The following is a 25764-nucleotide window of genomic DNA, read 5'->3' as shown; positions in this document are numbered from 1 at the left end:
GCTTCATGACATCTAAAGCGGATAACGCTGGGGAGTGTGGCCCCCAGGCGTCCGCGCCGTCTGTTCGCTAGCGCACGCTAGCCGGCTGCCCTGACATCACCGCCGGCCATTGCCAAGCGCGTTTACACCCATTTCCAATCCCGCACCTCCGGCAGATCCTCGCCATGCTCGGCGATGTACTGCTGGTGCTCGATGAGCTTGTCGCGAATCGCTTGCTTGGCGTAGGCAGCTTGGGGTCCGAGTCGTGGCACGCGATCAATGACATCGGCGACCAGATCGAAGCGATCCAGATCGTTTTTAACCACGGTATCGAAGGGCGTTGAGGTGGTGCCTTCTTCCTTGTAGCCGCGCACATGCAGGTTGTGGTGGTTGGTGCGGCGATAGGTGAGCCGGTGGATCAGCCAGGGATAGCCGTGATAGGCGAAGATGATCGGCTTGTCGGTGGTGAAGAGCAGATCGAACTCCCGATCGCTCAGCCCGTGCGGGTGTTCGCTGGGCGGCTGGAGCTTCATCAGATCGACCACGTTGATGACCCGGAGCTTCAGTTCCGGAAAATGTTCGTGCAGCAGGGTGACCGCCGCCAGGGTTTCGAGTGTCGGCACGTCACCGGCGCAGGCCATCACGACCTCTGGCTCGCTACCCTGGTCGTTGCTGGCCCAGGGCCAGATGCCGATGCCGGCGGTGCAGTGCTTGATGGCGGCGTCCATGTCGAGCCACTGGGGCGCGGACTGTTTGCCGGCCACGATGACGTTGATGTAGTTGCGACTGCGCAGACAGTGATCGGTCACCGACAGCAGGGTGTTGGCATCCGGGGGCAGATAGACGCGGATGACCGCCGCTTTTTTGTTGATGACGTGGTCGATGAAGCCGGGATCCTGATGGCTGAAGCCGTTGTGATCCTGCCGCCAGACATGCGATGAGAGCAGATAGTTGAGCGAGGCAATGGGCCGCCGCCAGGGGATGTGGTTGCACACCTTGAGCCACTTGGCGTGCTGATTGAACATCGAATCGATGATATGGATGAAGGCTTCGTAGCAGGAAAAAAAGCCGTGCCGACCGGTGAGCAGATAGCCTTCGAGCCAGCCCTCGCACTGATGCTCGCTCAACATCTCCATCACCCGGCCATCCGGCCCGACATGCTCGTCACCGGTGAGAATCTGCGCGACCGAGCAGCGATCCGTTACCTCGAACACCGCATCCCAGCGGTTCGAGGCCGTTTCATCCGGGCTGAAGACGCGAAAGTTGTCGGGATTGAGCCGCACCAGATCGCGGATGAAGCGACCCTGGACGCGAGTCGCCTCGGCGTCCACGCCACCCGGACTGGGCACCGCCACCGCATGGTCGCGAAAATCCGGCATCCGCAGATCGCGCAGCAGCAGGCCGCCATTGGCGTGCGGACTGGCGCTCATGCGCCGCTCACCGTGCGGGGCGAGGGCCGCGATCTCAGCGTTGAGCTTGCCGGTCGCGTCGAACAACTCCTCCGGGCGATAGCTCCTAAGCCAGTCTTCCAGGATCTTCAGATGGCCGGGTCGCGTCATATCGGCCATCGGCACCTGATGCGAGCGAAAGGTGCCTTCGGTCGCCTTCCCATCCACGCTCTCCGGGCCGGTCCAGCCCTTGGGCGAGCGCAGGATGATCATGGGCCAGCGCGGGCGGGTGTCGAAACCGAAGGCGCGGGCATCGTTCTGGATGCGCTGGATCTCGGCGACCACCGTATCGAGTGTGGCGGCCATGAGCTGATGCATGGTCATCGGGTCGTCGCCCTCGACAAAATAGGGCGCGTAACCATAGCCCTTGAACAGCGCCTCCAGCTCATCGCGGGGTATGCGCGCGAGCACCGTGGGACCGGCGATCTTGTAGCCGTTCAGGTGCAGGATGGGCAGCACGGCGCCGTCGTGGATGGGGTTGAGGAACTTGTTCGAGTGCCAGCTCGTGGCCATTGGGCCGGTCTCAGCCTCGCCATCGCCGACCACGCAGGCGACGATCAGCTCCGGATTGTCGAAGGCCGCGCCGAAGGCATGCGAGAGCGCATAGCCCAGCTCGCCGCCCTCGTTGATCGACCCCGGCGTCTCGGGCGCAACATGACTGGGGATGCCGCCGGGAAAGGAGAACTGCTTGAACAGCCGCCGCATCCCGTCCTCGTCCTGGGCAATGTTCGGATAGACCTCGCTGTAGGTCCCTTCCAGATAGGCGTTCGCCACCATCGCCGGTCCGCCGTGGCCCGGACCGGCGACATAGATCATGCTGAGATCCTGGTCCTTGATGACGCGGTTGAGATGCACGTAGATGAAGCTCAGTCCCGGCGTCGTGCCCCAGTGGCCGAGCAGGCGCGGTTTGATGTGCGCCAGCGAAAGCGGCTCTTTCAGCAGCGGATTGTCGTAGAGATAAATCTGCCCGACCGAGAGATAGTTGGCCGCGCGCCACCAGGCGTCGAGCTTGCGCAGCTGTTCGGAGTCGAGGGGCTGGGTCGCTGTGGTCATGGGCTGATTCCTTAACGGGCGTTGCATGGGGAACGCCACCTGGCCATGCAGTGGCCCATCGAGGCGGCGGCGAACGGAAACCGGAGTTCGCGTCTTCCGAGAGTCGCGATCAGACACTCTTTCCGCCCCGCCGGTCTGTACGTTACAGAACATAGGTTGCGAAAGTCACGACAGTCGTTTCGGGCGTTCTCAAGTCCCATCAGAGATCCCACATCACGTTTTCATGCTCTGCGGCGGCGGTCGTGAGCAGTTCGATCAGGGGCAATGCCCGATGGGCGAGGGTGACGTGCTCGCCTTCCTCCCCGTCACTCGTTGGGGCATTGGCTGGATCCAGAGGCGCGTCCGGCTGGGCCTGAACCGCCGCCTGCAAACGCGCCAGCGCGGCCGGCACATCGTCGGCCATGATGGCGCCGGGCACGCTGCCGCTGTGTCCCATCCGCTTGAGCAAGGTGATGGCGACATCGCCGAACATGGTGATGCTGGCGTAGGCCTTGGTTTTGAATGTGATCAACATGGTGGCTTCACTCCTGTTGTGTTGAGGCGGTCAACGGCGTTGCGCTGACCGCCTTGGTTTGGCGAGTGCCTCGAAGCCCGCGATGACATCGAACAGTTCCGCGTCAATGGCGCTTTGGCGGCGTTGGTGGAAGGTTGCGTTGAGCGTTTCTAGCAGTTCCTCAATGTTCTTGTCGGCGCGCTGCATCGCGGCGAGCCGGCTGGCGTTCTCGCTGGCGAGGGATTCGGCACAGGCGCGAAAGAGCGAGACGAACAGATGCTCGCGGATGAGGGCGCGCAGGGTGGCGGTATCCGCTCCCCTGTTCGCTCCCCTGTTCGCTTCGGTATCGCCCACGATAACCTCGGGCAGGTTGTTGGTCGGCCAAGGGGCGTCGGTCAGCGAGCGCCGCCATGAGTCGTCCAGCGGCAGCAGTCGCTGATCGACGGGGGCATAGACCGCCGCCGAGGACGGTCTGTTGTAGAAGAGATAGAGCACGCTGAATTCGCTCTGACGCTGGTGCGCCTCGGTCGCCACCAGGATCTCCCCGACCAGCGCGGTGATCGCCGCGACGGCGCTGGGCACGGCAAAGTGGCCTGTCGGCGCCAGACCAGCGTCCGCCAGGCGCGCCTGCACGCGCTCGCCGACCGCCCACACCCGTGGCTGGCGGCGCGCTGCATCCTGCACCTGATGGGTCAGTCCCGCCAGCGTCTTCACGGCATGGTCGGCCACCCGATCATTGAACTGACCGACCAGTCCCTGATCGGAGCCAAACACAATCGCGCCGATCACACCCGCATCAGCGCCTTGCCCCGCGCCATTCGCTGCGCTGACTGGATCGATTGCCCGGAAACAGATGCTCAAACCCAGCTCCACGGTTCGCGCATAATCACCCAGGGCGCGCACCGATTGCTCGTACTGATTGATGCTGGAGGCGGCCAGCGACTTCATGGTGCGCACCACGGCCTGGAGGTCACCGGCACTGGCGATCTTGTGGCGCAGGTTGGCGGTGGTGTCGCTCATGGTTTGACCGGGATAAAAGACACCGGCGCCGTGACCAGCGCTTCGCGCAGTCCCATCAGCCGGTTCGCCAGCCGGTCGCGGTCGGTCGGGGACGCAATGCCGCGCTCGGCGGCCTCGGCGATCGCGTCGACTGTTTGTCCGATGGCCCGTCGCCTGTTGAGGCTCGCGGTCGCGCCGGCGATGGTCTGGAGCGCCCCGAGCAGCCGCAGCAGAACGGCGACATTGCCTTCGGCGCTGTGCCGGATCTGCTCGAAGGCCTCGCCCAACAGGCTCTCGAAACTCGGGCCGCGGACGATCACGCGCAACACCCCTTGATCCCGCCAATAGGGCGCCGCGATCCGGCGCGCCGCCAGTCGGGTCAGGATCGCCGCCAGATAGTCCACACACATCACGGCGGTCGTGGTGTCGTTGATGCCGGGTGAGAGTGCCTTCATGGCAATGTCAACGAGCTGGCGGACGCCGAAGGCGACATCCTGCTCCACCGTGCGCTGGCGACTGATCACATGAACCGCGTTCAGTCTGGCCGTGGTCGCCTCATCCAGGTCGCTCGGATCGAGCAGCGAGATCAGGGGCGTGCCCGCAACGACGAAATCCCCGATGCCATGCTCCATCCGCAGGAGTATCTCCAGCGTGCGGGCGACATCCAACAACGCGTCGGCGTCGAGCGTCTCGACGTAGCCGGTCTTGCTGGCCGGAACCGCCAACCAGGGCCTGTTAGCGATGGCACGCGCCAGAGTGGCGTCGACGCCCTCGTCGTCATCCTCGCCCAAGGTCTCGGGAAACAGAGCATCCACGGCCGCGAGCGTCTCCCGCGCGGCCGTGGCAATGATGCTCGATGCCTGGATGCTGGTCGCAATGTGGTGAATAAAATGGATCAGCACCGCGATGCCGACGAAGGCGAGCAGCAGTCCGGCCAGCACCGCCAGCGCGGGGACGAAGGCGCCTTCATCGCCCCCGCGAATCGTCCGCAGCACCACCAGGCAATAGGCGAAGATGCCGAGGAAGACACCGAGCACCCACTGGTTGACGCGATCGCGCATGAAGGTGCGAATGACGCGCGAGCTGTATTGACTGGAGGTCAAGGAGAGTGCCACCAGGGTGATCGAGAACACCACGCCGGCGACCGTGATCATGGAGCTGGCAACGGTCGTGAGCAGCCCGCGGGCGCCGGATGCGCCGGCGCCGAAGAGCAGCGGCCAGCGCGCCGCCAGATGCAGATCGAGGTTCATGTCCAGGATAATCAGGAGGATGGCCAACACCAAGGCATCGACCACCATCAGGGCGGGGACGAACCAGAAGCTCGACCGGATCCTGTGCCACTGATAGCGGAGTTTTGTGATCATGCCTGGAGAACCTCCGGTGTGGCGGATTCCGGCGCCCTGGATGCGCGCGCCCCGCCCGGTGGGGGCCGGGGGTCGGCGTCGAGGTCAGGCGGATACTGGTCAGGCTGGGGCTGAAATCCGACGAGCGCCACGCGCCCGATGGCGACGATGCTTTGCCGATCCGCCTCGCTTAAGGTCTCGGCGCTGAACAATCGCTCAATGACGTCCTCCGGGATCGTCGCTGCGGCCTTCTGCACCGCCCGCTCGGCGGCGGGCATCCGCGCAAGCGGCACCGCGTCGAAGAGTCCGGCGGTCAGGGCCAGCAGGATGGCGATCTGCGCGGACATCGATACCGGCGCGAATTCCGGCTGCTTGAGGCAGGCGCGGATGCGGCGTCCATGCGCGATGCGTTGGCGGGTGTCCTCATCCACGCGGGCGCCGAAGCGAGCGAAGGTCTCCAGTTCCTCGAATTGGGCGTAGGCCAGTTTCAGATCGCCCGCCACCGCCCGATAGGCCGCCCGCTGGGCCTTGCCGCCGACACGCGAGACCGATTGGCTGACGTCGACGGCGGGCAGCACGCCCAGCTCAAACAGCGATGGCGAGAGGTAGATCTGGCCGTCGGTGATGGAGATGAGATTGGTCGGAATGTAGGCGGAGAGATTCTGCGCCTCGGTCTCGATAATGGGCAGCGCGGTAAGTGAACCGCCGCCGAGTCCCTCACGCAGGTGGGTGGCACGCTCCAGCAGGCGCGAGTGGATGTAGAAGATATCGCCGGGGAAGGCCTCGCGACCGGGCGGGCGGCGCAGCAGCAGCGACAGCTCGCGATAGGCGCGGGCATGGTGGGTGAGGTCGTCATAGACGATCAGCACATCGCGGCCCTGCTCCATGAAGTGCTCGGCGATGCTGGTCGCGGCATAGGGGGCGATGTAGGTGAGGCCCGGTGCGTCGTTGCCCTCGGTCAGCACCACCAGGGTGTAGTCCAGCGCGCCCTGTTTCCGCAAGATCGCCAGCGTCTTGGCGATGGCCGAGGCCCGCTGACCGATGGCGCAATAGACGCACAGCACATCCTGACCGCGCTGGTTGAGGATGGTGTCGATCGCAATGGCGGTTTTGCCGGTCTGGCGGTCGCCGAGGATCAGCTCGCGCTGGCCGCGCCCGATGGGGATGATGGCGTCGATGACCTTGAGCCCGGTTTGCAACGGTACGGTGACGGGCGCGCGATCCATGATGGCCGTGGCGGGGCGCTCGATCGGCATGCGCTGGCTGGTGTTCAGCGACCCCAGACCATCGAGTGGCCGGCCAAGTGGGTCGATGACGCGCCCCAGCAGACCATCGCCGACCGCCACGTCCATGACCCGGCCGGTGCGTTCGACCGTATCGCCGGCGTGCAATTGCCAGTAGTCGCCAAGCAGCACCACGCCGATTTCGTCCGGGTCGAGGTTGAAGGCGATGCCGAACACCTCGCCGGGAAACGCCAGCAGTTCCTCGAAGCCGACGCTGGGCAGACCGGAGACCTTGGCGATGCCGGTGGAGACGCTGGCGATGGCGCCGATTTCGTAGGGTTTGAGTTGAGGTACAAAGGTATCTCTTGCCTCGGCGATGGCGGCAAAGGTCTGTTCGAAGAGGGGCTGAAGGGTTTGTGGCATGGGTTACGGCTCTTGGGACTTCAGGGACTGCAAAGAGAAGACTTCAAAGACACCAAGGACTACAAGTAACACTGGACCATTGGACCATTGGACCACTGGACCATTGGACCATTGGACCATTGGACCATTGGACCATTGGACTTGACTGTCTTTGTTGTGCTTGCAGTCTTTGTGATCTTTAAAAATTTTAAGGACTGCAACAACAACCGAGCCAATCGGTCTTTGCTGTCCTTGGTGTCTTTGTAGTCCTTAAAGTCCTTGTAGTCCCTAAACTCCTCAAAACTCACCGCACCCTCCCGCGCTGCCGATCACGCGCATCAAGCCGCGCCCTGGTCATGCGCTCACGCAGGCCGCCTTGTGCAAGAAAAGCCTTCTCCAGTGCCTGAATCTGCCGACTCAAGAGCACACTCGTCACCCGAATCAACCCGATGATGACGTTCGCGCAAATGGCCGGGTCGGGATGCTCGACGCCCTTGCGGAAGGTCTCGTAAGTCGCGCCGGGGATGCGGTTCAGCTCACGCAGCCGAAGGGCGTAGGGGTGCTCCTTGGGCCACTCCGCAATCCCGCGCACGCGCAGGAAGTCGCGGTAGTCGGCCAACAGTTCCTCCAGGCTGGCGCGGGCGACATTGGTCAGCTTGATCTCCATTTCCTTCGAGATACCTGAGGCCATGCTGCCCTCGATGATGTTCTGCTTACCGGACCGGGCGGCCTGCACCATCTGGTCATAGGTGCGGTCGCGTTTTTCGATGAATCGTTGACAAAAATGGACCGTGGCGTCGTAGACAATTTCAGCCTTTTGATAGGAGAGCAGGTTCTTGTAGCCGCCGTGAGTGGGGATGAAACCGGTGGGCATGGGGTTTCTCCTTGGTTGAAGGGTTGCAAGGACTTCAGGGACTTTAAGGACTTCAACGGAAAGACTTCAAGGATATCAAGGACTACAACGATAGCCGAGCCAACCGGTGCTTGAAGTCCCTGGGGTCTATGTAGTCTTTGTGGTCTTTAGTAGTCTTTGTTGTCCTTAGGATCCTTGAAGTCATTCACTCTCTGCAACCCCAGTTTGCCCATTCAGCTTTGCCCATTCAGCAACGCCTAACCTCCTGCTCCAGCGACCTCAAATAATCCGCAATGCTCCAGGCGATCCGTTGTCCATTCGCGGTCAGCTCAATTCCGCCAATCAGATCCGGCCCACTCTCGAATTGGATCGCAACCTCGGTGGTAAAGCTGCGGTTGAGCGCTGTTTGGATCGCCTCGCGTTGTGCGGCATCCAGTTCAAAAGCACTGCGCACCCGCGCTGGCTCTAACCCTGTTTTCAGCGCCTCGGCAAAGACGGCATGCGCATCAACGTCCATCGCCCCCAAGCGCTCAATGAAGACATCAACCAAACACGCTTCCAGACTCGCCCCGGCGAGATCCGTCAGTGTCTTGCGCGCGATCGCGAAGACCTCCCGCTGCGTCCGGCTCATTAGAGCCTGGTTGATCTGCTCGGCCTCCTGTTGCAGAGCGTTCTGCCGCTTGGCGCGCAGGGCGTCGGCGGTTTGCCGGGCATCGTCGAGCAGCCGCTGGCGTTCGACCTTGGCCGCGTCCGTCGCCTGAGCCAGGAGCGCAGCGCGCTGCTGATCAAACGCCTGGTTCTTGTGCCCGAAAATCTCGCGCTCCTGACGGGCCTGGGTGCGGGTGGCGTCGGCATCCGCCAGCTCGGCGGCAATGCGCTCCTCGCGCGCGTCGATGGCGTCGAGGATCGGGCGATAGAGAAAGCGCTTCAGCAGCCACACCAGGACCAGAAAATTGATCACCTGCGCGCCGACGGTGAACCAGTCGATGAGCATGGCCTACTTCCCGGCGACCTGGGCGATGGCGAGGTTCCAGAAGGGGTTGGCGAAGATCAGGATCATCGAGACCACGAAGCAGTAGATGGCCGTGGACTCAATCATCGCCAAACCGACGAACAGGGTGCGGGTGATGGTGGCCGAGGCGTCGGGCTGCTGTGCCAGGGCCGTCAGCGCGGTCGCCACCGCCCGGCCTTCCGCCAGCGCCGGTCCCATGGTGCCGAAGCCGGTGGTCAGGCCGGCGATGACGATCGATGCCACGGCGATTATGGTCAAGCTATCCATGGGGTGTCCTCCGGTGAGTCTGTTGGCGTTTCATGTGTCATCTGTGTCAGGCGGTGACCGCTGGCTTGGGCTTGGATGAGCTCGCGCGCGTGGCGGCCGCGATATAGACCGCCGCCAGGATGCTGAAAATGTACGCCTGCACCAGGCCAGTGAGCAGGCCGAGCGCTGTCATGAGAATGGGAAAGAGGAAGGGCGTGATGCTGAGCAGGATGGCGATGATCATCGCCCCGCTCATCATGTTGCCGAACAGCCGCACCGCCAGCGCCAGGGTGCGCGAGACTTCGCTGATGAGGTTGAACGGCAGCATCATGAATGTCGGTTCCATGTAGGACTTGAGGTAGCCGCCGAGTCCCTGGTTGGCGATGCCGAAAACGGGCACGGCCACCAGCACGCACAGCGCCAGCGCGGTCGTGGTCGAGAGCGAGCCGGTCGGCGGCTCGTAGCCGGGGATGGTGGTGGCCAGGCTGGCGGCGGCGACGAACAGGAACAAAGTGCCGAGAAAGCCGAGATAGGTGCGCGCCTCATGCAGGCCGACCTCCCGGATCTGTTGCTCGATGCCGGTGACCAGGATCTCCAGCAGGTTCTGCCAGCGCGAGCGGGTCAGATCCCGGGACAGCTTGTGCGTGATGATGAGCGAGCCGACCACCAGCGCCAGCATCAGCGCCCAAGTGAAGACGATGGTGGCGTTGAGCTTGAGAAAGCCGGACTGCCAGAAAATGATCTCATCGGGTGTCAGGCGCATGCTGGCCCCCTTCGCGACGATTCGCGGGTTGGTCGGTTGGGCCCGTGAGCCGCAGGATCAGAAAGCGCGCGCTGATCACGCCGAGAAGACCGGCCAGCAGGCGTGGCCATTGGCCACCGGAGACCAGATACAGGCCGCCCAACAGCAGGCTCATGCGCACCAACAGGCTGCCGAGCAGCCACAGCGCGGGGTGCTCGGACGCCAGACTCTTGCGCAGCGTCCACCAGAGTCCGCCGAAGAACATAGCCCCGAGTCCCAGGCCCGCGACCCCAGCCGGCACCAGACGCAGCGTCTCATTCATCGCGAGTCTCCGGCTCGTCGCGCATCGCCTGATCTTCCTTGGTGACCCAATGCCAGGCATTGAAACAGCCGAGCGTCAGCCCAGCCACCAACAGCGCCAGCGTCCAGGAATGCGTGCCGGGATGCTGTTTGTCGAGCCACAGACCCAAGCCCGCGCCAAGCAGCGTCGGCACCACCACCGACCAGCCGACCAGCCCCATCATGCCCAAGCCGAACCAGACACCCGGTGTGGGATCGCGCCGCGCCTTGAGCTTACGGGTCGCCTGGTCGCCAATCTGGCTAGCCAGGGTTGGAGGCACGCCCGAGGTCTTGCCGACAGTGGGTTCAGTCATGTTGAAAACTCACGAAACGGTGCAGAAATCCGGATTCCAGCTTCGCCATCACCGCGCGCGTCGCCTGCTCGTGCGCATCGAGGATCAGAAACTCCCGCTCCACTGTCGCGCGCAACTGGCCGAGGTCGCGGCCGCGAATCGCCCGGCGCACCGACACCAGCACCTCAGCGCCGGCTTTGACCAGCACCCCGGCATCCACGGCCAGGTAGACCTCGCCCTCGGCGGCGGTTTCGTAGATCAGAATCCCCGGCGCCAGTGCCGCGACCCCATCCAAGCGACGTGGCAGCAACCCAAAAGCGCCGCCCGGCGTCTCGGCGACAAGGCGCGTCACCCCGGCGACTTCTAAAAAGACGCGAAATGGCAACAGCACTTTTAGATTCATCAGGTCTTCTCCTTGGCCTTGCTTTTGTGCTTGTCGTCCTTAACCCTCGCCTGATCCACCGCCCCAATCATATAAAGCGCCCTCTCAGGCACATCCCTGAACTCATCAGCCAGAATGCGCTCGCAGCCATCCAGCGCATCGGCCAGGCTGACAAGCTGGCCGGTCAGTCCGGTGAAGCGTTCCGTGGTAAAAAACGGCTGCGTCAAAAAACGCTCCAGCCGCCGCGCGCGCGCCACCAAATGGCGATCCTCCGGTGAGAGCTGCTCCAGACCGAGCATGGCAATGATGTCTTTCAACTCCGCATACTGAGCCAGGGTGCGCCGGATCTCCTGCGCCAGGGCGTAATGTCGCGCACCAACGATGCCCGGCGTGGCCATCCGCGAACTCGATTGCAGCGGGTCGATGGCCGGATACAGCCCTTCGCCCGCGCGCTTGCGCGAGAGCACGATGGAGGCGGACAGATGCGAGAAGGTATGCACCGCCGCCGGGTCGGTGAAATCGTCCGCCGGCACATAGACCGCTTGGATCGAGGTGATGGCCCCGGCAGCGGTGTTGGCGATACGCTCCTGCAGCTCCGACAGCTCCGTCCCCATGGTCGGCTGGTAGCCCAGACGCGAGGGCATCTGACCCATAAGCCCGGAGACCTCCATGCCGGCCTGGATGAAGCGGAAGATGTTGTCGATCAGCAGCAGGACATCGCGCTGCTGGTCGTCGCGAAAATACTCGGCCATCGTCAGCGCGGCATGGCCGACGCGAAAGCGGCTGCCCGGCGGCTCGTTCATCTGGCCGAAGATCATCACCATGTTCGGCAGGACACCGGCGTCCTGCATCTCGCGATAGAGTTCCTCGCCCTCGCGACAGCGCTCGCCGATCCCGCAGAAGAGACTGACGCCGGCGTGGTGGCCGATCATGTTGTGGATCATCTCGGTGAGCAGCACGGTCTTGCCCACACCCGCTCCGCCGAACAGACCCGCCTTGCCGCCGCGCTCCAGCGGCGCCAGCACATCAATGACCTTGATGCCAGTCTCGAAAACCTCGGACTCGGTGGAACGCTGCGTCAGGGCTGGCGGGGCGCGATGCACAGAGCGCCATTGGATCTCGGTGGGCGCCGGCTGGCGGTCGATGGCAGTGCCGAACACGTCGAACATGCGCCCGAGGATGCTGTTGCCCACCGGCGCCATCAGTGGCCCGCCGCTGTCCTCCACCCACATGCCGCGCGCCAGTCCCTGCGTGGGTGTCAGCGCGATTCCGCGCACATGGCAAGCGTCCAATTGCGCCAAGATTTCGATCTGGATCTGGCCTTGCGACCCCGCACGCAGCAGCCGATAGATCGCGGGTAGAGGCGCCTCGAAGCGCAGATCCACGACACTGCCGCGCACCGCGACGACTTGACCGCGATTGGCTGTATGGGTGTTCGGGTGGCTCATCTGTCAGGGTTTCAGCCAATGCAATCCTTTGGGAGTGGCCGCACAGGCTGCTGTCGGTGCCAGACATCGAACAAACCACAGGATGGTAAGAGGCTACCCATCCATTTGTCGCTATTTCTTAGAATACAAGCGGCTACTGGTTAAATTTTGCCTTGGCGGCATCGACGCAACGTGCCTTAACATCGCCATCCATCGCGTCACACTTTTCGATTGCCACGGCATAATCCGCATCAATGATTTCCCTTGCCGCGTCCTGACGCGCGTCAATGCCATCCTCTTTCGCCTGCATGCTGGCCTCGGCTGATGTCTCTTCGGCAGACTTGTCTGCCTTCCATGTCTTCATCCGCACCTCAGCTTCTGCCTTGGCTCGAGTCTCAGCCGCCTTCGCCTCCTTGATGCAAACGTCTCGTGCATTGGCTTCCTGGTCATTGCATTTTTCTTTGGAGACCCTGTAATCAGCGTCCGCCATGGCAATAAGTACGTTGTAGTCGTTCTTGGCGCTGGGTTCTGCGCGCGCTTCAAGTTCCGCCTTGGCAATCTTCTCATTACCCTTGGCTTCGGCGATGCAAATATCCTTTTTGTTTCCAGACTGTGAATTGCATTCTGCCTTATCGGACTTGTAAGCGTCCGCGATGCGAGCCTCCTCAGCTTCATAGTCACTCCTCGACAAACTTTGCGCCATCGCGCCAGCGCTAAAAACAAGCCCAATAGCGACAGCAATGGCGGTAGTATTCAAGTTCCTCATGGGGCATTCCTCATTAGAGTTAATAGAAATTTAATGAAACCAAACCAGGCAACGAGGCATGATTTTTGATTTATGTTTGATTTAGCAAACCGAAATCAGTTTTGATGCTTATCGAACCCTGAGCAAAGCTTACAAGACAAATAAAGCGACATCTGTTCGCTAGCGTACATAAAGAAAAAATCGGCCTTGATCGGAACCCGAACCACTTTCTGCGCTGACTGAGAGCGTTGTGGGAACGGCTTTAGCCGAGATCGCCGCGTCGCGGCTAAAGCCGCTGCCACGTCAGTGGTCAGTTATTATCGAAGCCAAATAATCAGTTATCGTTCTTCAGATGCCGCTGATTAAAGACCGAAGTCAACGAAGATGAAAAACCTTGGCGGGGCCGATCCAGACTCGGGCTACACTGACCCCTTATTCGGTTCGGTCTCAATCCATCTCGTGACCAATAAAACCACCCACTGCAGCCCCACCAAGGGTACCAAGCGTGCTGCCACCCGTTATGACGGAGCCGCCAACGCCCCCGATGCCGGCACCAATCGCAGTGTTTCGGGTCTGCTTACTCATCCCACTACAGCCGACCAAGCTGCTCACCAGCGCAAGGGCAATAAGGCCGACGGCGAATCTCGGTATCTGTTTCATTGAAGCTCTCACTTTTGTTGATGCACGAAAGTTGATGCGCGATAGGATAATATCCCTGCTAATGCCTGGATTGGGAGAGGAGGTTTTGGTGATAAGCCAAGCAACTAAGGAATTGCGTTATCACAATCTCACAACCTTGTGTCAGGTTAATCCATCAGCCTTTAGTAACTGTTCTTCTTGTCCCTATTGTCATTTTTGATCTTCGCCTTGCGGTCAGCGCTCGCCTGGGCCTTCCCGGTGTTCTGTTGATTCTTTCCTTCTGCATCCAAATCGTTATAGCTGGTAAAATGATCGGCGTTCGCTTTTACTTTGCCTTTAGCATGTTCGTGCCGACTTTTGACCTGTTGCTTGTTCATGTGTCTGTCCGATAAAAGTTAATTGAGCCATCACCCCAGCGAGTAAGTTTATATCGCTGAAGGGTAAAGATATGCTCGAGACGGATGTCGGTCGGTTCGCTACCGCACGCAGAGGTGAAATAATTCTTTGCGCTAGAAAGCCAGGGACCTTTAGATCCGAAACGATCAGCGCGATGGCCTGAGCCTGATGAAGGCGTCGTCTGCGGCGAGTTTGGCGTCATCGATCAGGTCATCATTGATAAACGACTAATGGCAAAACTGCTACAGGTGGCTGCGTCGCACATCGCGTGAATTAAACCCGGGATTGTTTTGTCACGCTGATAAGGCAGCTGCCAACCCATATATTGAGAATGTGCCGCATGCCGAAAGCGTTTTAATAACACAAAATTTGTGGTGGCAACAATAACAATTGTTTGTTTATCCAGTTGTATCAGAGATGCTGGTTACTAAAATTACGCACGGCGATTGATGATTGACCCTCAGCATTTGCTGTACAAGGCTGTCTGTTTTCACGCTATTCAACAAACAATCGCAATGCCTTAACAATCAAAGTTTATCAGGCATAGAGGTCTTTATCAGTGCGCTGGCGCACATTACAGGTTCTGAATTTTCGGCATAAGCTAAATCGCTTATGTGCGGTAGCGTACCGACAGTGATTGCCAGGGCGTCTTTAAATAGGATGGTCGCATGGTGTCAATGGGGGGGTAACAAATGAGCCTTTGGTTCCTTGCAAAGACAATCACCCTAAACATCACTATAGGACTTTGACGATGAAGAACATGAGTCTTTACACGACCTCGACAGCTGCACTCTGTCTCGCTGGTTCGGTCTAGACCTTAAGCGCTTTTGCACAACCACCCCAAGGTCAGAGCAGATAACCTGAAGCTGCTTGCAACGCGTACCTTGGTGCCAGAATCAGGTCGCGGAATGTTATGGCCGTGCGAAGGCGACAGAATCAAAGTCGCTTTCTCGCGGCATCAGGGGCACCTTTGCTTGCAGTTGTGGCAGTTGTCAGCAGCTGTTGATGAATATAGCGAAGTGCCGATTTCTCATTGTAATGTTTATTTGGAGATGACTATGAACTACTCAGAACGCGATACCTATGGCATTTACAAGAGCCAATCCTCCGCAGATAACGGCGCTGGACCAGGCCCTGCCTTAATGGGTGCTGAAACCCTAATGGGCAATGATGTCTACAACCAAGACGATGAAAAGCTCGGGGATACCAAAGAAATCATGCTAAACATGCGCAGTGGCCAGGTCGCTTATGCGGTCATGTCCTTCGGTGGTTTTCTTGGCATGGGAGAAAAGCTTTTCGCAGTGCCCTGGAGCGCCTTGAAACTCGATACCGAGCACAAGCGCTTCGTACTGGATGTGGACAAGGAACGGCTAGAAAACGCTCCGGGATTTGATCAGGACAAGTGGCCCGACATGGCCGACCCGACATGGGAAAAGGGTATTCATGCCTATTACGGAACGCAACCGGATACGGAACCGGCGCTGACGGCACCGCGTCTCTAGCACCTGTTGGTCACGGCCTCATCCAGGCGCTATCTTTGCCTGGATGAGGCCCCGTGCGCTTCTATGCAGAAGTCGGCCTGGATTTTGAGTTGGTGGTGCGGCAGACAGTTGTCGCTGTCGGTGAAACACCGACCCGTCCCTGAGTCGTCATTGACCGGTCAAACTCCCCGCCCCCAACGTACTGCGCCACAGCAGGCGCTCGAACCCCAGTCCCACCACCAACCCATTGGTGCCGATCGATCGATTCGCGGATACAATGTGCGTCAACGTACAGATGAACCACTTCCTGCTTGGTAAACTGACATTCAGGCATCGAGATTGGATGCCGAATGGTGTAAAAACAAAATAGGTAACAGCGAATGAACAGACGATCCACAAGCGCTCTTCTTGGCGTAACAACATTGGTGTTCGTGCTGACACTAGCGTCCTGCGGCACCGCCTCGAAACATGAACTGGCACCCGCTGCGCCAGCGCCGATGTATGAACCCAAACCCGACCGCAACTAATGACCTCGCTATTGTGATCGAATTTGCTGTTAACCTGGTTATTCAAGCATCCAGGTTGATGGCATGCGGCTCATGACGCAGATTTAGTGTTGTGCTGTTTCTATTGTTTCGGTTGATGGTGATCGGTTTTATCATCACCCAGGTCAATCCTGCTCAGTTGGTTGGTGCCGCTTGCGCATCGCCGATGATGGATGAGCCTCAAACTTCCGTTTCAAGCCCTCTTGCGCCTGAGTACACCATCAACAAAGATGGCTCCGTCACGCTGCGCATCTGCTTTAACTGGTCATGCGCACACCGACAGACGATAACCTTCAGTCGCGACGACATGGCCTTGCTGAAACACCGCCTCGCGGTTTGTCCAGGCACAAATCTTCACGATCGATTGCAGCGTGTGCGTATCGGTGTTTGGCAAATGGAATTACTGGCGCAAAAGTATCAGCCATTGTTGGCCAACGACCTCGCCATTAACGATTTCGAGGCGGGTGTGCATGGACGCATGGATTGCGTCGATAACACTAGTAACACCACGACTTATCTGCATATTCTCCGGGATATCCAAGCATTGACGGGCTGGAGCGTCGCATCGCCCAAAGTGCGCAGTGGTTTGGATATCACGGCGACTCATTGGACGGCGGTGATCAGCGACCGGGACAGCGGGAATCCCTGGAGCATTGACTCCTGGTATCGTCCAAACGGCCATCTGCCCATGGTCATGCCCTTGTCGAACTGGAGCGATAGGAAAAAGGCTTGGAACCCGCCTTTTGACCGTGTCAATCCGAGCCCGCGTTCCATTGACGACCTCTGTCAGACTCGAAATCCGCCCGGTCTCACTTCCGCTGAAAATGACACATTTCCTATTGCCCCCTGAAAACATGGGACGTACTAGATTCTCGACGAATTCCACTGGAACATTGATGCACCCATAGGGAATAGGCTTCATCGAGCGGCGATAGAATGCTTGCGCGGCACTGAAAGCCGCGCCTGATCTGCATCCCGAGGTATTTGATCAGCAAAGAAGCCAAAGGAGAGGCTTATTCCTTGGTTCGCGGCAGACTCACCTCAACCGCATGGGGCCGACGGTCATCGACCAAGGGGATCGTGAAGCCGTCTTGTTCAATGCCGTCCAAGCTTACCCGAGCACCGCTGTCCGCTTCTGTTGCCCGCTTCACCACAAGCTGGTAGTCCGTCTGCTGATACCGATAGCGGAACCTGAAGCCATCCCAACCCGCCGGCTGACAGGGCTTGATGCGCAGGGTCTGCCCTTCCCGGCGCAGGCCAAGCAGGGATTCCATAATCAGCCGATACATCCAGCCGGCCGAGCCGGTGTACCAGGTCCAGCCGCCGCGCCCGATGTGGGGTGCGACACCGTAGACATCGGCGGCGATGACATAAGGCTCGACCTTATAGGTGGCGATGTCCTCTGGCGTGCAGCCATGGTTGATGGGGTTGATCATGGCAAACATCTCCCAGGCGCGCGCCGAATCCCCCAGATGGGCGAAGGCCATGGCGGCCCAGATGGCGGCATGGGTATATTGGCCGCCGTTTTCGCGCACGCCGGGAACATAGCCCTTGATGTAGCCAGGTTCTAAGTCAGAGTGATCAAACGGCGGATCGAGCAATTGGATCAGCCCAGCATCGCGGCGCACCAAGTGTTGATCGAGCGCTGCCATCGCCTGCTGCGCCCGTTCGGGATCAGCGACCCCGGAGAGCACCGACCAGCTTTGAGCAATGGAATCGATGCGGCATTCGGGACTGCTCGCTGAACCCAGCAGCGTGCCGTCGTCGAAGTAAGCGCGTCGATACCAATCCCCATCCCAGCCATGCTGCTCCAGGTTGTCGTGCAGGCGCGCCGCCTCGCTCTCGCAGCGTTCGGCGAATGGCGCATCGCCATGCCCACGCGCCAGCGTGGCGAACTGCGTCAGCACCTGATGCAGGAAAAAGCCAAGCCAGATACTCTCGCCGCGACCCTTGATGCCGACCAGATTCATGCCGTCGTTCCAGTCCCCCGAGCCGATCAGCGGCAGGCCATGTTCCCCCATGCGCAAGCCGTGCCGGATAGCGCGCACACAATGGTCGTAAAGGCTGGCACTCTCGTCACTCTGGCCGGGCAGGTCGTAGTAGCCGTCGTCTTCGCCACTGACCAGGCGGCCATCGAGGAAGGGCACGGTCTCATCAAGCAGGCTGGTATCGCCGGTGGTCAGCACATAGCGACAGGTTGCCAGCGGTAGCCACAGATAGTCATCCGAACAGCGGGTGCGCACGCCGCGACCCGAGGGCGGATGCCACCAGTGCTGCACATCGCCTTCGCGGAACTGCCGCCCGGCAGCACGCAGCAGATGCTCGCGCACCAGCAAAGGCTCAACATGGATGAGCGCCATGGCATCTTGTAGTTGATCGCGAAAGCCGAAGGCACCACCGGACTGATAATCACCGCTGCGCGCCCAGAAGCGGCAGGCCAACGTCTGGTACAGCAGCCAGCCGTTGGCGAGCAGGTTGAGCGCCGGGTCGGGAGTTTCGACCTGCACCGCGCCTAGGGTGTGCGTCCAGTAGTCTTGCACCGCTGTCAGCGCCGCGTGCGCCGCTGCTGCGCCGCGCTGGTCTGGCGCCAGCAGTCGCGCATCATCGGCGCCGCGACGACCGACCACGCCAAGGCGGAAGACGATCTCGTGGCGTTGTCCGGGGCTAAGATCCACGCGCGTTTGCAGTGCGGCGCAGGCATCCAGCCCCGGGCCGACGCGCCCCGACAGCCGGGTGCGCGCCAAGGCCGCCGGCTGGCTCAGGCTGCCGTTGCGCCCAAGAAATTCGCTGCGATCGCCGCTCAGATTGCGGGCTGGATCATCGACATCGAAGAAGGCCAGCCGGTCGGCAAACTCGCCGTTGTAGGGATTGCGGGCGAGCAACGCGCCGCTGTTCGGATCGATCTCGGTGACCAGATGCAGCGCCGACTTGGGGCGCAGATCCCCAAGCACCCACTCGACATAGCCAGTGACGGACAGCCGGCGCATTTGCCTGGGTCCATCTTGATCTGAACAGTTGTGGAGTTTCAGCACCATGTACTTCACTGGCTCGTCCAGCGCCACATAGACCCATAGCTCCGAGGCAATACCGGCCTCGCAATGCTCAAACACGCTGTAGCCGAAGCCGTGCCGAGTCACATAAGGCATGGTGCCGCCGGCTGGCAGTGGCGTTGGCGACCAGACCTCACCGCTGACCTCATCGCGCAGATAGAAGGCCTCGCCATGGAGATCACTGACCGGGTCGTTATGCCAGGGCGTGAGGCGGAATTCATGGGCATTCTCGCTCCAGGTGTAGGCGCCACCGCTGGCCGAGACCACGGTGCCAAAATGCGCATTGGCCAGCACATTCACCCAGGGTGCCGGCGTGGTCTGACCAGGCGCGGTGGTGATGACATATTCACGCCCATCGGCGGAGAAGCCGCCGATGCCATTATCGAACTGCAACGCGGGGCGGGCGGGCAGTGCGGCGAGCGGCGCACGCACCGGGCCGCTACTGGGCTTGAAGATCGGCATTGGCTTGGGCCGCGCATCGCGCCGATTAAGCTGCTCGGCCAGGGTGCCGCGTTCATCGCTCAGAATCGCCCGCGCCACGGTCTGAAACAGCACGCGATCCTCGTCGGAAATCTGATCGGCCGGGCGAATGAAAATCCCGCCTGGATGATCCACCACATGCGCTTCGACGCCGGCGGCAATTAGCCCGAGAATCTGCTCCTGGAGCTGCTGACGATAGCCGGCATGATCCTCGTTCCAAATCACCAGATCAACGGTCAGCCCCTTTAGGCGCCAATAGGCATGCGCCTGAACCAGTTGATGCACCAGGGCGATGTTGGCCTGATCGGAGATCTGGCACAGCACAATGGGCACATCGCCTGAGACCGCGTGACTCCACAGACCCGACTGACCGCGCCGATTTTGCGCCAGCACGGCAGGCGCGGCACGCTGCGAGGCATTGGTGTAGAGAATGGAACTAGCCAGGCGTCCGTAGAGCTGGGCGTCAGCCGGAGTCGCATTCAGTTGGCGCAGCACCACCTGGCTATGCGTCCAGGCCAGATCAAACACCCGATTGGCGAGGCGTGCGTCCTGATACTTCTCAACCAGTCCTAGCGCCTGCTCGCGGGTGGCGCCGATGCCCTGGATCAGATCGATGGTGGTGCTTTGATCGGCCTCCAAAACAATGCGCTGGCGAATGGCGACCATGGGGTCGAGCACCGCGCCGGCCGTGCCGGACAGTGCGCCGGGCTGATCCAGCGCTAGCGGGTCGGCGAGCGTGCGATCGCGTCCGATAAAGCGCATACGATCCGTTTCGCAGGATGGCGAAAGGGACGTCTCGGCTCCGTTGTTGTCCCGCACCACCAACGCATGAAACAGCCAGGGCGAGGTCTCCTCGCTCGAGCGCGGTCGGCGGTGGCAGAGAATCGCCGCGTTGGCGAGGAGAATCTCGGTCTGCATGAACAGATTGCTGAAGGCCGGATGCAGGGCATCGGCGGCGGGTGGGGCGAGTACCACCTCGCTGTAGCTGGTGACCTCGATCACCCGCCGCCCGCGCGAGCGGTTGGTCAGGCGCAGTCGGCGCAGCTCAAGGTCATCCTCGGGCGAGACCACGATCTCGGTGTAGGTCTCGATCTCCTGGTCGCGGCGACGGAACTCGGCGCGGCCTTCGGAGAAAATCGCCTCGAAGTGCTCCGGGGTCGCACAGGTCGGCTGGTAGGCATTGGACCAGACGGCGCCCCTGTTCAGATCGTGCAGATAGCAGAAACTGCCCCAATGATCGCGGGTACTGTCCTCGCGCCAGCGGGTGACGGCGAGATCCTGCCAGCGGCTGTAGCCGCCGCCAGCGTTGGTCACCATCACATGGTAGCGACCGTTCGACAGCAACTGCACCTCGGGGTGCGGGGTGTGGGGTGTGGTCAGCACCCGAATCGGCGACTCCAGCGGACTCTCGCTGGCATGTTCGCTGATGATCTCACCGTGGGTGTCCGAATAGAAAGCCGTGGTCTTGGGAACGCGTTCTTGCAGCAGCAGCTCCGTGGCCTGGAACGACGGTACGGCGGCAAAGCGACGCTGCATTGGGCGATTGAGCAGCAGATGCGCCAGCGAGAGCAAGGTCATGCCCTGATGATGGGCCATGAAGGAGCGCACCACGGCGCTTGCCTGCCCACGCGGCAGCCGCGACGGGGTGTAATCAATCGCCTCATAGAAACCAAAGGGTCCCGCCAGCCCACTGGCGGCGAGCCGCTGCAAGTTCTGGCAGGCGGCCTCGGGCGCCACCATCAGCGCCAGCGCCGAGGCGTAGGGCGCGACCACCAGATCCTCGGCCAGCCAGCGCTTTAGCCCCAGCCCCGGCACACCAAAGGCGCGGTACTGATAGTTCAGTTGGGCATCGACGCCGTTGTAGCCGGATTCCGACACACCCCAGGGCACGCCGCGCTCTTTGCCATAGCGGATCTGACGGGCGACGGCGCTGCGGTAGGTCTGATCGAGCAAGGTGTTTTCGAAGCTTGGCATCACCAGCAGCGGCATCAGATACTCGAACATGGAGCCGCTCCAGGACAGCAGCGTGGTGTTGCCGGAGGCGCGGGTGAGCAGGCGACCGAGCGCAAACCAGCTCTCCTGTGGCAACTGACCTTGGGCGATGGCGACGAAACAGCCCAGGCGCGCCTCTGAGGCGAGCAAATCGTAGTAGCTCTCGTCGCGCCGCCGCTCGGCGACCCGGAAGCCGATGGCAAGCAGGGATTGGGCCTCGTCGAACAGGAAGTCCAACGACATGTGAGCCAGTTCGCTTGCGGTTTGCGCCAGTTGCCGGATGTCGCGAATCTGCTCGCAAGCCGGTTGGGCGGCTTCTTCACCGGCGCTGGTCTCAAGCTCGGCGAGTTGGCGCAGCGTGATGGCGATATCGAGGTGGGAGGGGTTCTGATCTTTGGGAATCAGAATCATCAGATACTCAAGCAGGGCACGACAGTCGTCGGCCAGGCGTTGCGCCCAAGCTCTTGCCTCATCGGTGGACTTACCATCGATGTCTTGCACCACCTTGGCACTGGCCGCCGTCAGTGCGGCGAGACAATCCTGGGCGGCACCCAAGTCGGCTGGCGGCGCGCGGCGCGCGGCGGCCAGGTGTTGCGTGAAGCGCGCAAGCCGCGCAGCGGGGATGGTCTCCGCCAGCAACTCCAAGCTGTCGGCGATTCCGTCAAGCCAGCGAGGATTCAGCATGGGCGCATCGATCAGCGCCAGCAGACCGGGTTGCAGGATGAGCAAATGCGCGGCCAGGTTGCCGCTGTCCACCGAGGAGATATAGCGCGGTTCGAGTGGTTCCAGTGTTTGGGTGTCGTACCAGTTGAAGAAGTGACCCTGATAGCGCGCCAATCCAGCCATGGTGCCAAGCTGAGCGCCAGTGCGGGTCAAGAGTCCGCCAGCGCTCAGGTAGCCGAAGTCATGGGCGGTCAGATTCGCCAACAATGCGAGCCCCATGTTGGTCGGTGAGGTGCGATGCGCCACCACGGCCACCGGATGCTCCTGCATATTGTCCGGCGGCAGCCAGTGATCGTCGGCGCCGACAAAGGTCTGGAAGAAGGCCCAGGTCTTGCGCGCGCTGCGGTGCAGGAATCGGGTTTGCTCCACACTGAGGTGCGCCTCGCGTGGCTTGAGCGGACGGCTCATCCACCACGCGAGCCAGGGCGCGGCCAGCCAGGCCAGTAGCACGGGGGCCGCGACGAGCAGGGCCAGCGGCTCGCGCAAGGCCAAGCCCGTGCCCGCGATCAGCGCCAATGCCGGCGCGATCCACATGGTGCTGTAGGTGGCGGCGAGTCCATCATTCGCGCGCGTCAAATCAGCCGAGGAGGTCCATTCAAGCAGGTGGCGTCGGCTCACAACCAGCCGCCATAGGGTGCGGATCACGGCATCGAGGCTAAAGTAGGCTTCGTAGGGCAGACAGGCGAGGTGAAACAGCGCCTGCTTCAAACTGCGCCCGGCGGTGCGCACCGCGGCACCCAAATGCGTCGACCAGCGCAGATCGCCGGGCTTGCTCAGCACACCCAGGATCGCGGTCAGCAGCGCCGGAATCAGCAGGATGCCCAGCACCGCCAAGGCCCAGATGTCCGGCTTGGCCAGCTGCGTCAGCCCCAGCACCAGCAGCAGGGTGAGCGCGGCGGGCGCCAAGCTGCGACGCAGGTTATCGGCCAGCTTCCAGCGTGACAGCAGAGAAATGGGATTGCGGCGCGGGCGACCATCCCGACCGGGCACACGCGGCAGCAGCCACTGGGCAATCTGCCAGTCGCCGCGGATCCAGCGATGACGCCGGCTGACATCCGCGCTGTAGCTCGCCGGATAGTCCTCGTAGAGTTGCACATCAGAAAGCAAGCCCGAGCGCGCGTAGCAGCCTTCGAGCAGATCATGACTGAGTATGCGATTCTCCGGGAAGTGGTCGTCGATCGCCGCCTCGAAGGCATCGACCGCATAGATGCCCTTGCCGATGAAGGAGCCTTCCTGGAACCAATCCTGATACAGATCCGACACCGCATGAGTGTAGGGATCAATGCCGGCATCCTGGCCATGCAGGCGCGCGAAGCGGGAGCGATTCGCCCCCGGCAGGCTCACCGCTACCCGTGGCTGCAAGATGCCGTGGCCCGTCGCGACCCGCCCGAGCGCTGGATCGAAGCGCGGCCGGTTCAGCGGGTGTTCCATGGCGCCGACCATCTCCAGGGCCGCATCGCGTGGGAGTTGGGTGTCGGTGTCCAGGGTAATGACATAACGCATGTTTGCCAGAATGCGCCGGTCGCCGACGATGAGCGCAAAACGCGCCTCGGGGTTTGCTGAGGACGCGACGCTCTGTGCTGTTGCGCGCGGCGCGCTGCTGTCGTCGCGGCCTTGCAGCAAGGCATTCAGATCCATGAGCTTGCCGCGTTTGCGCTCATACCCCATCCAGACCCCGGCGTGCGGATTAAAGCGGCGCGGGCGATGGAAGAGGAAGAAATGATCGCCGCTGGTACTCGGATACTTGGCATTGAGCGCGATGACACCTTGTTCGGCGCGCTCGATCAGCGCCTGATCGCCGGGCAGCGTCTCGCTCGGCGCATCATGGAGATCGGTCAGCAGCGCAAAATGCAGATGCGGGTCGCGATTGGCCAGGAAGCGCACCTCCAGGGCCTCAATCAGCGCCTCGACCCCGTCGGCGCTGCCAAGCAGGGTCGGCGTCACCACCAGGGTGCGCGCCTCCGGCGCCAGGCCGGCAGACCAGTCCATGCGCGGCAGCGCCTGGGGCGTGGCGAGCAGACTCGCCAGCCAGTTCACCAGCGCTACTGCCAGTTCGCTGGTGGCAAGCACGGCCAGAACAGCGATGATGGGCATCAACCAGGGCGGCGCCCCAACCGTCTGCGTCAGCAAACCCCAGGAAAAGCCCGCCGTCAGCAGCAGGATGCCACCAAGGTAGAGTGCCAAGGCCGCACGGCCGCCGGGTCGCGCCGCGCCCGCCAGCCTAGGCTTGCGCACCTTGGCGCGGCTGTAAAGTTGATGGCGACCGCGACCGATCAGGAGATCGCCCACATGGGCCGCTGGGTCGTCCCTGTCTAACAGGCCGGTCGCGCGTTCCTGTGCCAGTTCAATGGCCGCGCGCGCCACTTCCACCTCGGACAGCCGCCCGCGCTTGGCGATGCGCTCCACTACATGCCGGTAGCGATCCCGAGTGGCGAAATCCATGCGCCCGTAAATCCCCGCCGGATCCTCGCGCAGGGTGCGTTCAACCAGGCTCATGGTCTCGACCAGCTCAGGCCAGTCCATGGCGCCAAGGAAACGCAGGCTGCCGATGCTGTTGCCGATGGAGACCTGATCCCCTGCCTGCTGCTGGTTCTCGGCCCGCACCAGATGCTCAATACTCAGCCCAGACTCGCCCAGTTGCTGTTCGATCCAGGTGAGCGGAAGGGCGAGTGCCGCGCTGCGCCCTTGCAGCCGGCGTGCCAGTTCAGCGACAAAGGTGCCCGACATGGGCGGATGTGACCGCGCCATGTCGGCGATCTCGAGAATCAGATTTTTCGGATCACTGCCCGCCATCGCCAGCATGCGATCAGCCCAGCCATCGGCCAGATTCTGATCCGTGCGACTGGCGGCCACACGCGCGGCGACACGGCGGAGATTCTCAATCAGCGCCAGGCGCAGCATGATGGGTATGGCCCACAGTTCACCAAGGCGCAGCACGGTCACACTTTGATAGGCGGCGATAAAGCGGCTGAGATTCTCCGGATCCACCCGCCCGTCTCCATGGGCGATCATCTCCAGCGCCAGGTCATAGACCCTGGGCAGACCTGCCGAGGCCCCAGTGCGCAGACGCGGCAACTCGCGGCTATAGCCCTTGGGCAGATGACGCTTGGCGGTGCGAATCTGCTCCTCGATCAAATAAAAATTATCCAGCAGCCACTCTCCGGCGGGCGCGATCCGGCGTTTCTCGCTCACCGCGACCATCAGCAGCCGGCAGACTTCCACCAGCACCTGGCCATTCTCGGTCAAACGCCCGAGCAACCGATCCGGCGGATGGCCCGGCATGAGTTGATGCGATGCCGCCAGCACCTTGCCATGGGCTTCCATTTGAGCGGCGCTGAACAATTCCCCACGCAGTGGTGGCTCATCGCCGCGATGGGAGTCGCCCAGGCGCTCGCCACCCAGCCAGTTGCGCCACCCGAGCAAAACCGCGCGCATCGCTCTGTTCATTGAAATCATGGGCGCGGCCTCCTGGGTGAGTG

Annotated in this window: 19 protein-coding genes; 2 read left to right on the top strand and 17 right to left on the bottom strand. The window is 61.6% G+C overall.

All coding sequences use genetic code 11. From position 1 onward, the window contains the following. Window positions 1-122: 122 nt before the first annotated feature. From Thiowin_RS15865 to Thiowin_RS15790, 16 genes are all read right to left on the bottom strand, one after another. Complete coding sequence (locus tag Thiowin_RS15865) at window positions 123-2480, bottom strand: phosphoketolase family protein (RefSeq protein WP_328983958.1); 2358 nt, start codon at window positions 2478-2480, stop codon at window positions 123-125. A gap of 199 nt (window positions 2481-2679) precedes the next feature. Further along, complete coding sequence (locus Thiowin_RS15860; RefSeq protein ID WP_328983957.1) at window positions 2680-2994, bottom strand: DUF1840 domain-containing protein; 315 nt, start codon at window positions 2992-2994, stop codon at window positions 2680-2682. A gap of 30 nt (window positions 2995-3024) precedes the next feature. Then, on the bottom strand, window positions 3025-3993 hold the full coding sequence (locus Thiowin_RS15855; RefSeq protein ID WP_328983956.1) for a F0F1 ATP synthase subunit gamma: 969 nt from the start codon (window positions 3991-3993) through the stop codon (window positions 3025-3027). Next, window positions 3990-5336: a DUF2254 domain-containing protein gene (locus tag Thiowin_RS15850; protein WP_328983955.1), complete on the bottom strand. Its 1347-nt coding sequence runs from the start codon at window positions 5334-5336 to the stop codon at window positions 3990-3992. Before Thiowin_RS15850 ends, Thiowin_RS15855 begins: the two co-directional genes overlap by 4 nt. After that, complete coding sequence (locus Thiowin_RS15845; RefSeq protein ID WP_328983954.1) at window positions 5333-6961, bottom strand: alternate F1F0 ATPase, F1 subunit alpha; 1629 nt, start codon at window positions 6959-6961, stop codon at window positions 5333-5335. The genes Thiowin_RS15850 and Thiowin_RS15845 overlap by 4 nt, the downstream gene beginning before the upstream one ends. Window positions 6962-7244: 283 nt before the next feature. Next, window positions 7245-7814 (bottom strand): four helix bundle suffix domain-containing protein, encoded by a 570-nt coding sequence (locus tag Thiowin_RS15840; RefSeq protein WP_328983953.1) that lies wholly within the window; start codon window positions 7812-7814, stop codon window positions 7245-7247. Window positions 7815-8040: 226 nt separating this feature from the next. Then, window positions 8041-8787, bottom strand: a complete 747-nt coding sequence (locus tag Thiowin_RS15835; protein ID WP_328983952.1) for a F0F1 ATP synthase subunit delta — start codon at window positions 8785-8787, stop codon at window positions 8041-8043. A gap of 3 nt (window positions 8788-8790) precedes the next feature. After that, window positions 8791-9072 (bottom strand): F0F1 ATP synthase subunit C, encoded by a 282-nt coding sequence (locus Thiowin_RS15830; protein WP_328983951.1) that lies wholly within the window; start codon window positions 9070-9072, stop codon window positions 8791-8793. A gap of 46 nt (window positions 9073-9118) precedes the next feature. Next, window positions 9119-9814 carry a F0F1 ATP synthase subunit A gene (locus Thiowin_RS15825; RefSeq protein WP_328983950.1) on the bottom strand — a complete coding sequence of 232 codons (696 nt, stop codon included), beginning with the start codon at window positions 9812-9814 and terminating at the stop codon, window positions 9119-9121. Beyond that, window positions 9795-10115: an ATP synthase subunit I gene (locus Thiowin_RS15820; RefSeq protein ID WP_328983949.1), complete on the bottom strand. Its 321-nt coding sequence runs from the start codon at window positions 10113-10115 to the stop codon at window positions 9795-9797. The genes Thiowin_RS15825 and Thiowin_RS15820 overlap by 20 nt, the downstream gene beginning before the upstream one ends. Then, window positions 10108-10446, bottom strand: coding sequence for an AtpZ/AtpI family protein (locus Thiowin_RS15815; RefSeq protein WP_328983948.1), 339 nt, complete (start codon window positions 10444-10446; stop codon window positions 10108-10110). Before Thiowin_RS15815 ends, Thiowin_RS15820 begins: the two co-directional genes overlap by 8 nt. Beyond that, window positions 10439-10828 carry a F0F1 ATP synthase subunit epsilon gene (locus tag Thiowin_RS15810; protein ID WP_328983947.1) on the bottom strand — a complete coding sequence of 130 codons (390 nt, stop codon included), beginning with the start codon at window positions 10826-10828 and terminating at the stop codon, window positions 10439-10441. Before Thiowin_RS15810 ends, Thiowin_RS15815 begins: the two co-directional genes overlap by 8 nt. After that, window positions 10828-12255: a F0F1 ATP synthase subunit beta gene (gene atpD / locus Thiowin_RS15805; RefSeq protein ID WP_328983946.1), complete on the bottom strand. Its 1428-nt coding sequence runs from the start codon at window positions 12253-12255 to the stop codon at window positions 10828-10830. The genes Thiowin_RS15810 and atpD overlap by 1 nt, the downstream gene beginning before the upstream one ends. 133 nt (window positions 12256-12388) lie before the next feature. Continuing rightward, entirely contained in the window at window positions 12389-13000 is a 612-nt protein-coding gene (locus Thiowin_RS15800) for a hypothetical protein (protein ID WP_328983945.1), read from the bottom strand. Between the two features lie 426 nt (window positions 13001-13426). Then, window positions 13427-13564, bottom strand: coding sequence for a glycine zipper 2TM domain-containing protein (locus Thiowin_RS15795; protein WP_328988100.1), 138 nt, complete (start codon window positions 13562-13564; stop codon window positions 13427-13429). Window positions 13565-13800: 236 nt separating this feature from the next. Then, entirely contained in the window at window positions 13801-13995 is a 195-nt protein-coding gene (locus Thiowin_RS15790; RefSeq protein WP_328983944.1) for a CsbD family protein, read from the bottom strand. 846 nt (window positions 13996-14841) lie between these two features. Here Thiowin_RS15790 and Thiowin_RS15785 point away from each other — a divergent pair. Together Thiowin_RS15785 and Thiowin_RS15780 are read left to right on the top strand one after the other, a co-directional pair. Next, the gene (locus Thiowin_RS15785) at window positions 14842-15516 is read left to right on the top strand and encodes a PRC-barrel domain-containing protein (protein ID WP_328983943.1); all 675 of its coding nucleotides are present in this window, start codon (window positions 14842-14844) and stop codon (window positions 15514-15516) included. 597 nt (window positions 15517-16113) lie between these two features. Then, a complete protein-coding gene (locus Thiowin_RS15780; protein ID WP_328983942.1) occupies window positions 16114-16890 on the top strand; it encodes a hypothetical protein in 777 nt (258 codons plus the stop codon). Window positions 16891-17053: 163 nt separating this feature from the next. Here Thiowin_RS15780 and Thiowin_RS15775 read toward each other — a convergent pair whose 3' ends face one another. After that, complete coding sequence (locus Thiowin_RS15775) at window positions 17054-25741, bottom strand: GH36-type glycosyl hydrolase domain-containing protein (protein WP_328983941.1); 8688 nt, start codon at window positions 25739-25741, stop codon at window positions 17054-17056. Between the last annotated feature and the right edge of the window lie 23 nt (window positions 25742-25764).

The sequence above is a fragment of the Thiorhodovibrio winogradskyi genome, from assembly GCF_036208045.1.
In the GTDB taxonomy this organism is placed as follows: domain Bacteria; phylum Pseudomonadota; class Gammaproteobacteria; order Chromatiales; family Chromatiaceae; genus Thiorhodovibrio; species Thiorhodovibrio winogradskyi.
The sequence above is the reverse complement of the archived record's forward strand: the minus strand, read 5'-3'. Positions and strand labels throughout refer to the sequence as shown.

Excerpts from the sequence above, each read along its gene's own strand:
- Thiowin_RS15790 (WP_328983944.1), bottom strand. The coding sequence starts at position 13,995 with ATGAACAAGCAACAGGTCAAAAGTCGGCACGAACATGCTAAAGGCAAA.
- Thiowin_RS15810 (WP_328983947.1), bottom strand. The coding sequence starts at position 10,828 with ATGAATCTAAAAGTGCTGTTGCCATTTCGCGTCTTTTTAGAAGTCGCC.
- Thiowin_RS15815 (WP_328983948.1), bottom strand. The coding sequence starts at position 10,446 with ATGACTGAACCCACTGTCGGCAAGACCTCGGGCGTGCCTCCAACCCTG.
- Thiowin_RS15830 (WP_328983951.1), bottom strand. The coding sequence starts at position 9,072 with ATGGATAGCTTGACCATAATCGCCGTGGCATCGATCGTCATCGCCGGC.
- Thiowin_RS15855 (WP_328983956.1), bottom strand. The coding sequence starts at position 3,993 with ATGAGCGACACCACCGCCAACCTGCGCCACAAGATCGCCAGTGCCGGT.
- Thiowin_RS15835 (WP_328983952.1), bottom strand. The coding sequence starts at position 8,787 with ATGCTCATCGACTGGTTCACCGTCGGCGCGCAGGTGATCAATTTTCTG.
- Thiowin_RS15845 (WP_328983954.1), bottom strand. The coding sequence starts at position 6,961 with ATGCCACAAACCCTTCAGCCCCTCTTCGAACAGACCTTTGCCGCCATC.
- Thiowin_RS15800 (WP_328983945.1), bottom strand. The coding sequence starts at position 13,000 with ATGAGGAACTTGAATACTACCGCCATTGCTGTCGCTATTGGGCTTGTT.
- Thiowin_RS15825 (WP_328983950.1), bottom strand. The coding sequence starts at position 9,814 with ATGCGCCTGACACCCGATGAGATCATTTTCTGGCAGTCCGGCTTTCTC.
- Thiowin_RS15795 (WP_328988100.1), bottom strand. The coding sequence starts at position 13,564 with ATGAGTAAGCAGACCCGAAACACTGCGATTGGTGCCGGCATCGGGGGC.
- atpD (WP_328983946.1), bottom strand. The coding sequence starts at position 12,255 with ATGAGCCACCCGAACACCCATACAGCCAATCGCGGTCAAGTCGTCGCG.
- Thiowin_RS15860 (WP_328983957.1), bottom strand. The coding sequence starts at position 2,994 with ATGTTGATCACATTCAAAACCAAGGCCTACGCCAGCATCACCATGTTC.
- Thiowin_RS15850 (WP_328983955.1), bottom strand. The coding sequence starts at position 5,336 with ATGATCACAAAACTCCGCTATCAGTGGCACAGGATCCGGTCGAGCTTC.
- Thiowin_RS15820 (WP_328983949.1), bottom strand. The coding sequence starts at position 10,115 with ATGAATGAGACGCTGCGTCTGGTGCCGGCTGGGGTCGCGGGCCTGGGA.
- Thiowin_RS15840 (WP_328983953.1), bottom strand. The coding sequence starts at position 7,814 with ATGCCCACCGGTTTCATCCCCACTCACGGCGGCTACAAGAACCTGCTC.
- Thiowin_RS15775 (WP_328983941.1), bottom strand. The coding sequence starts at position 25,741 with ATGATTTCAATGAACAGAGCGATGCGCGCGGTTTTGCTCGGGTGGCGC.
- Thiowin_RS15865 (WP_328983958.1), bottom strand. The coding sequence starts at position 2,480 with ATGACCACAGCGACCCAGCCCCTCGACTCCGAACAGCTGCGCAAGCTC.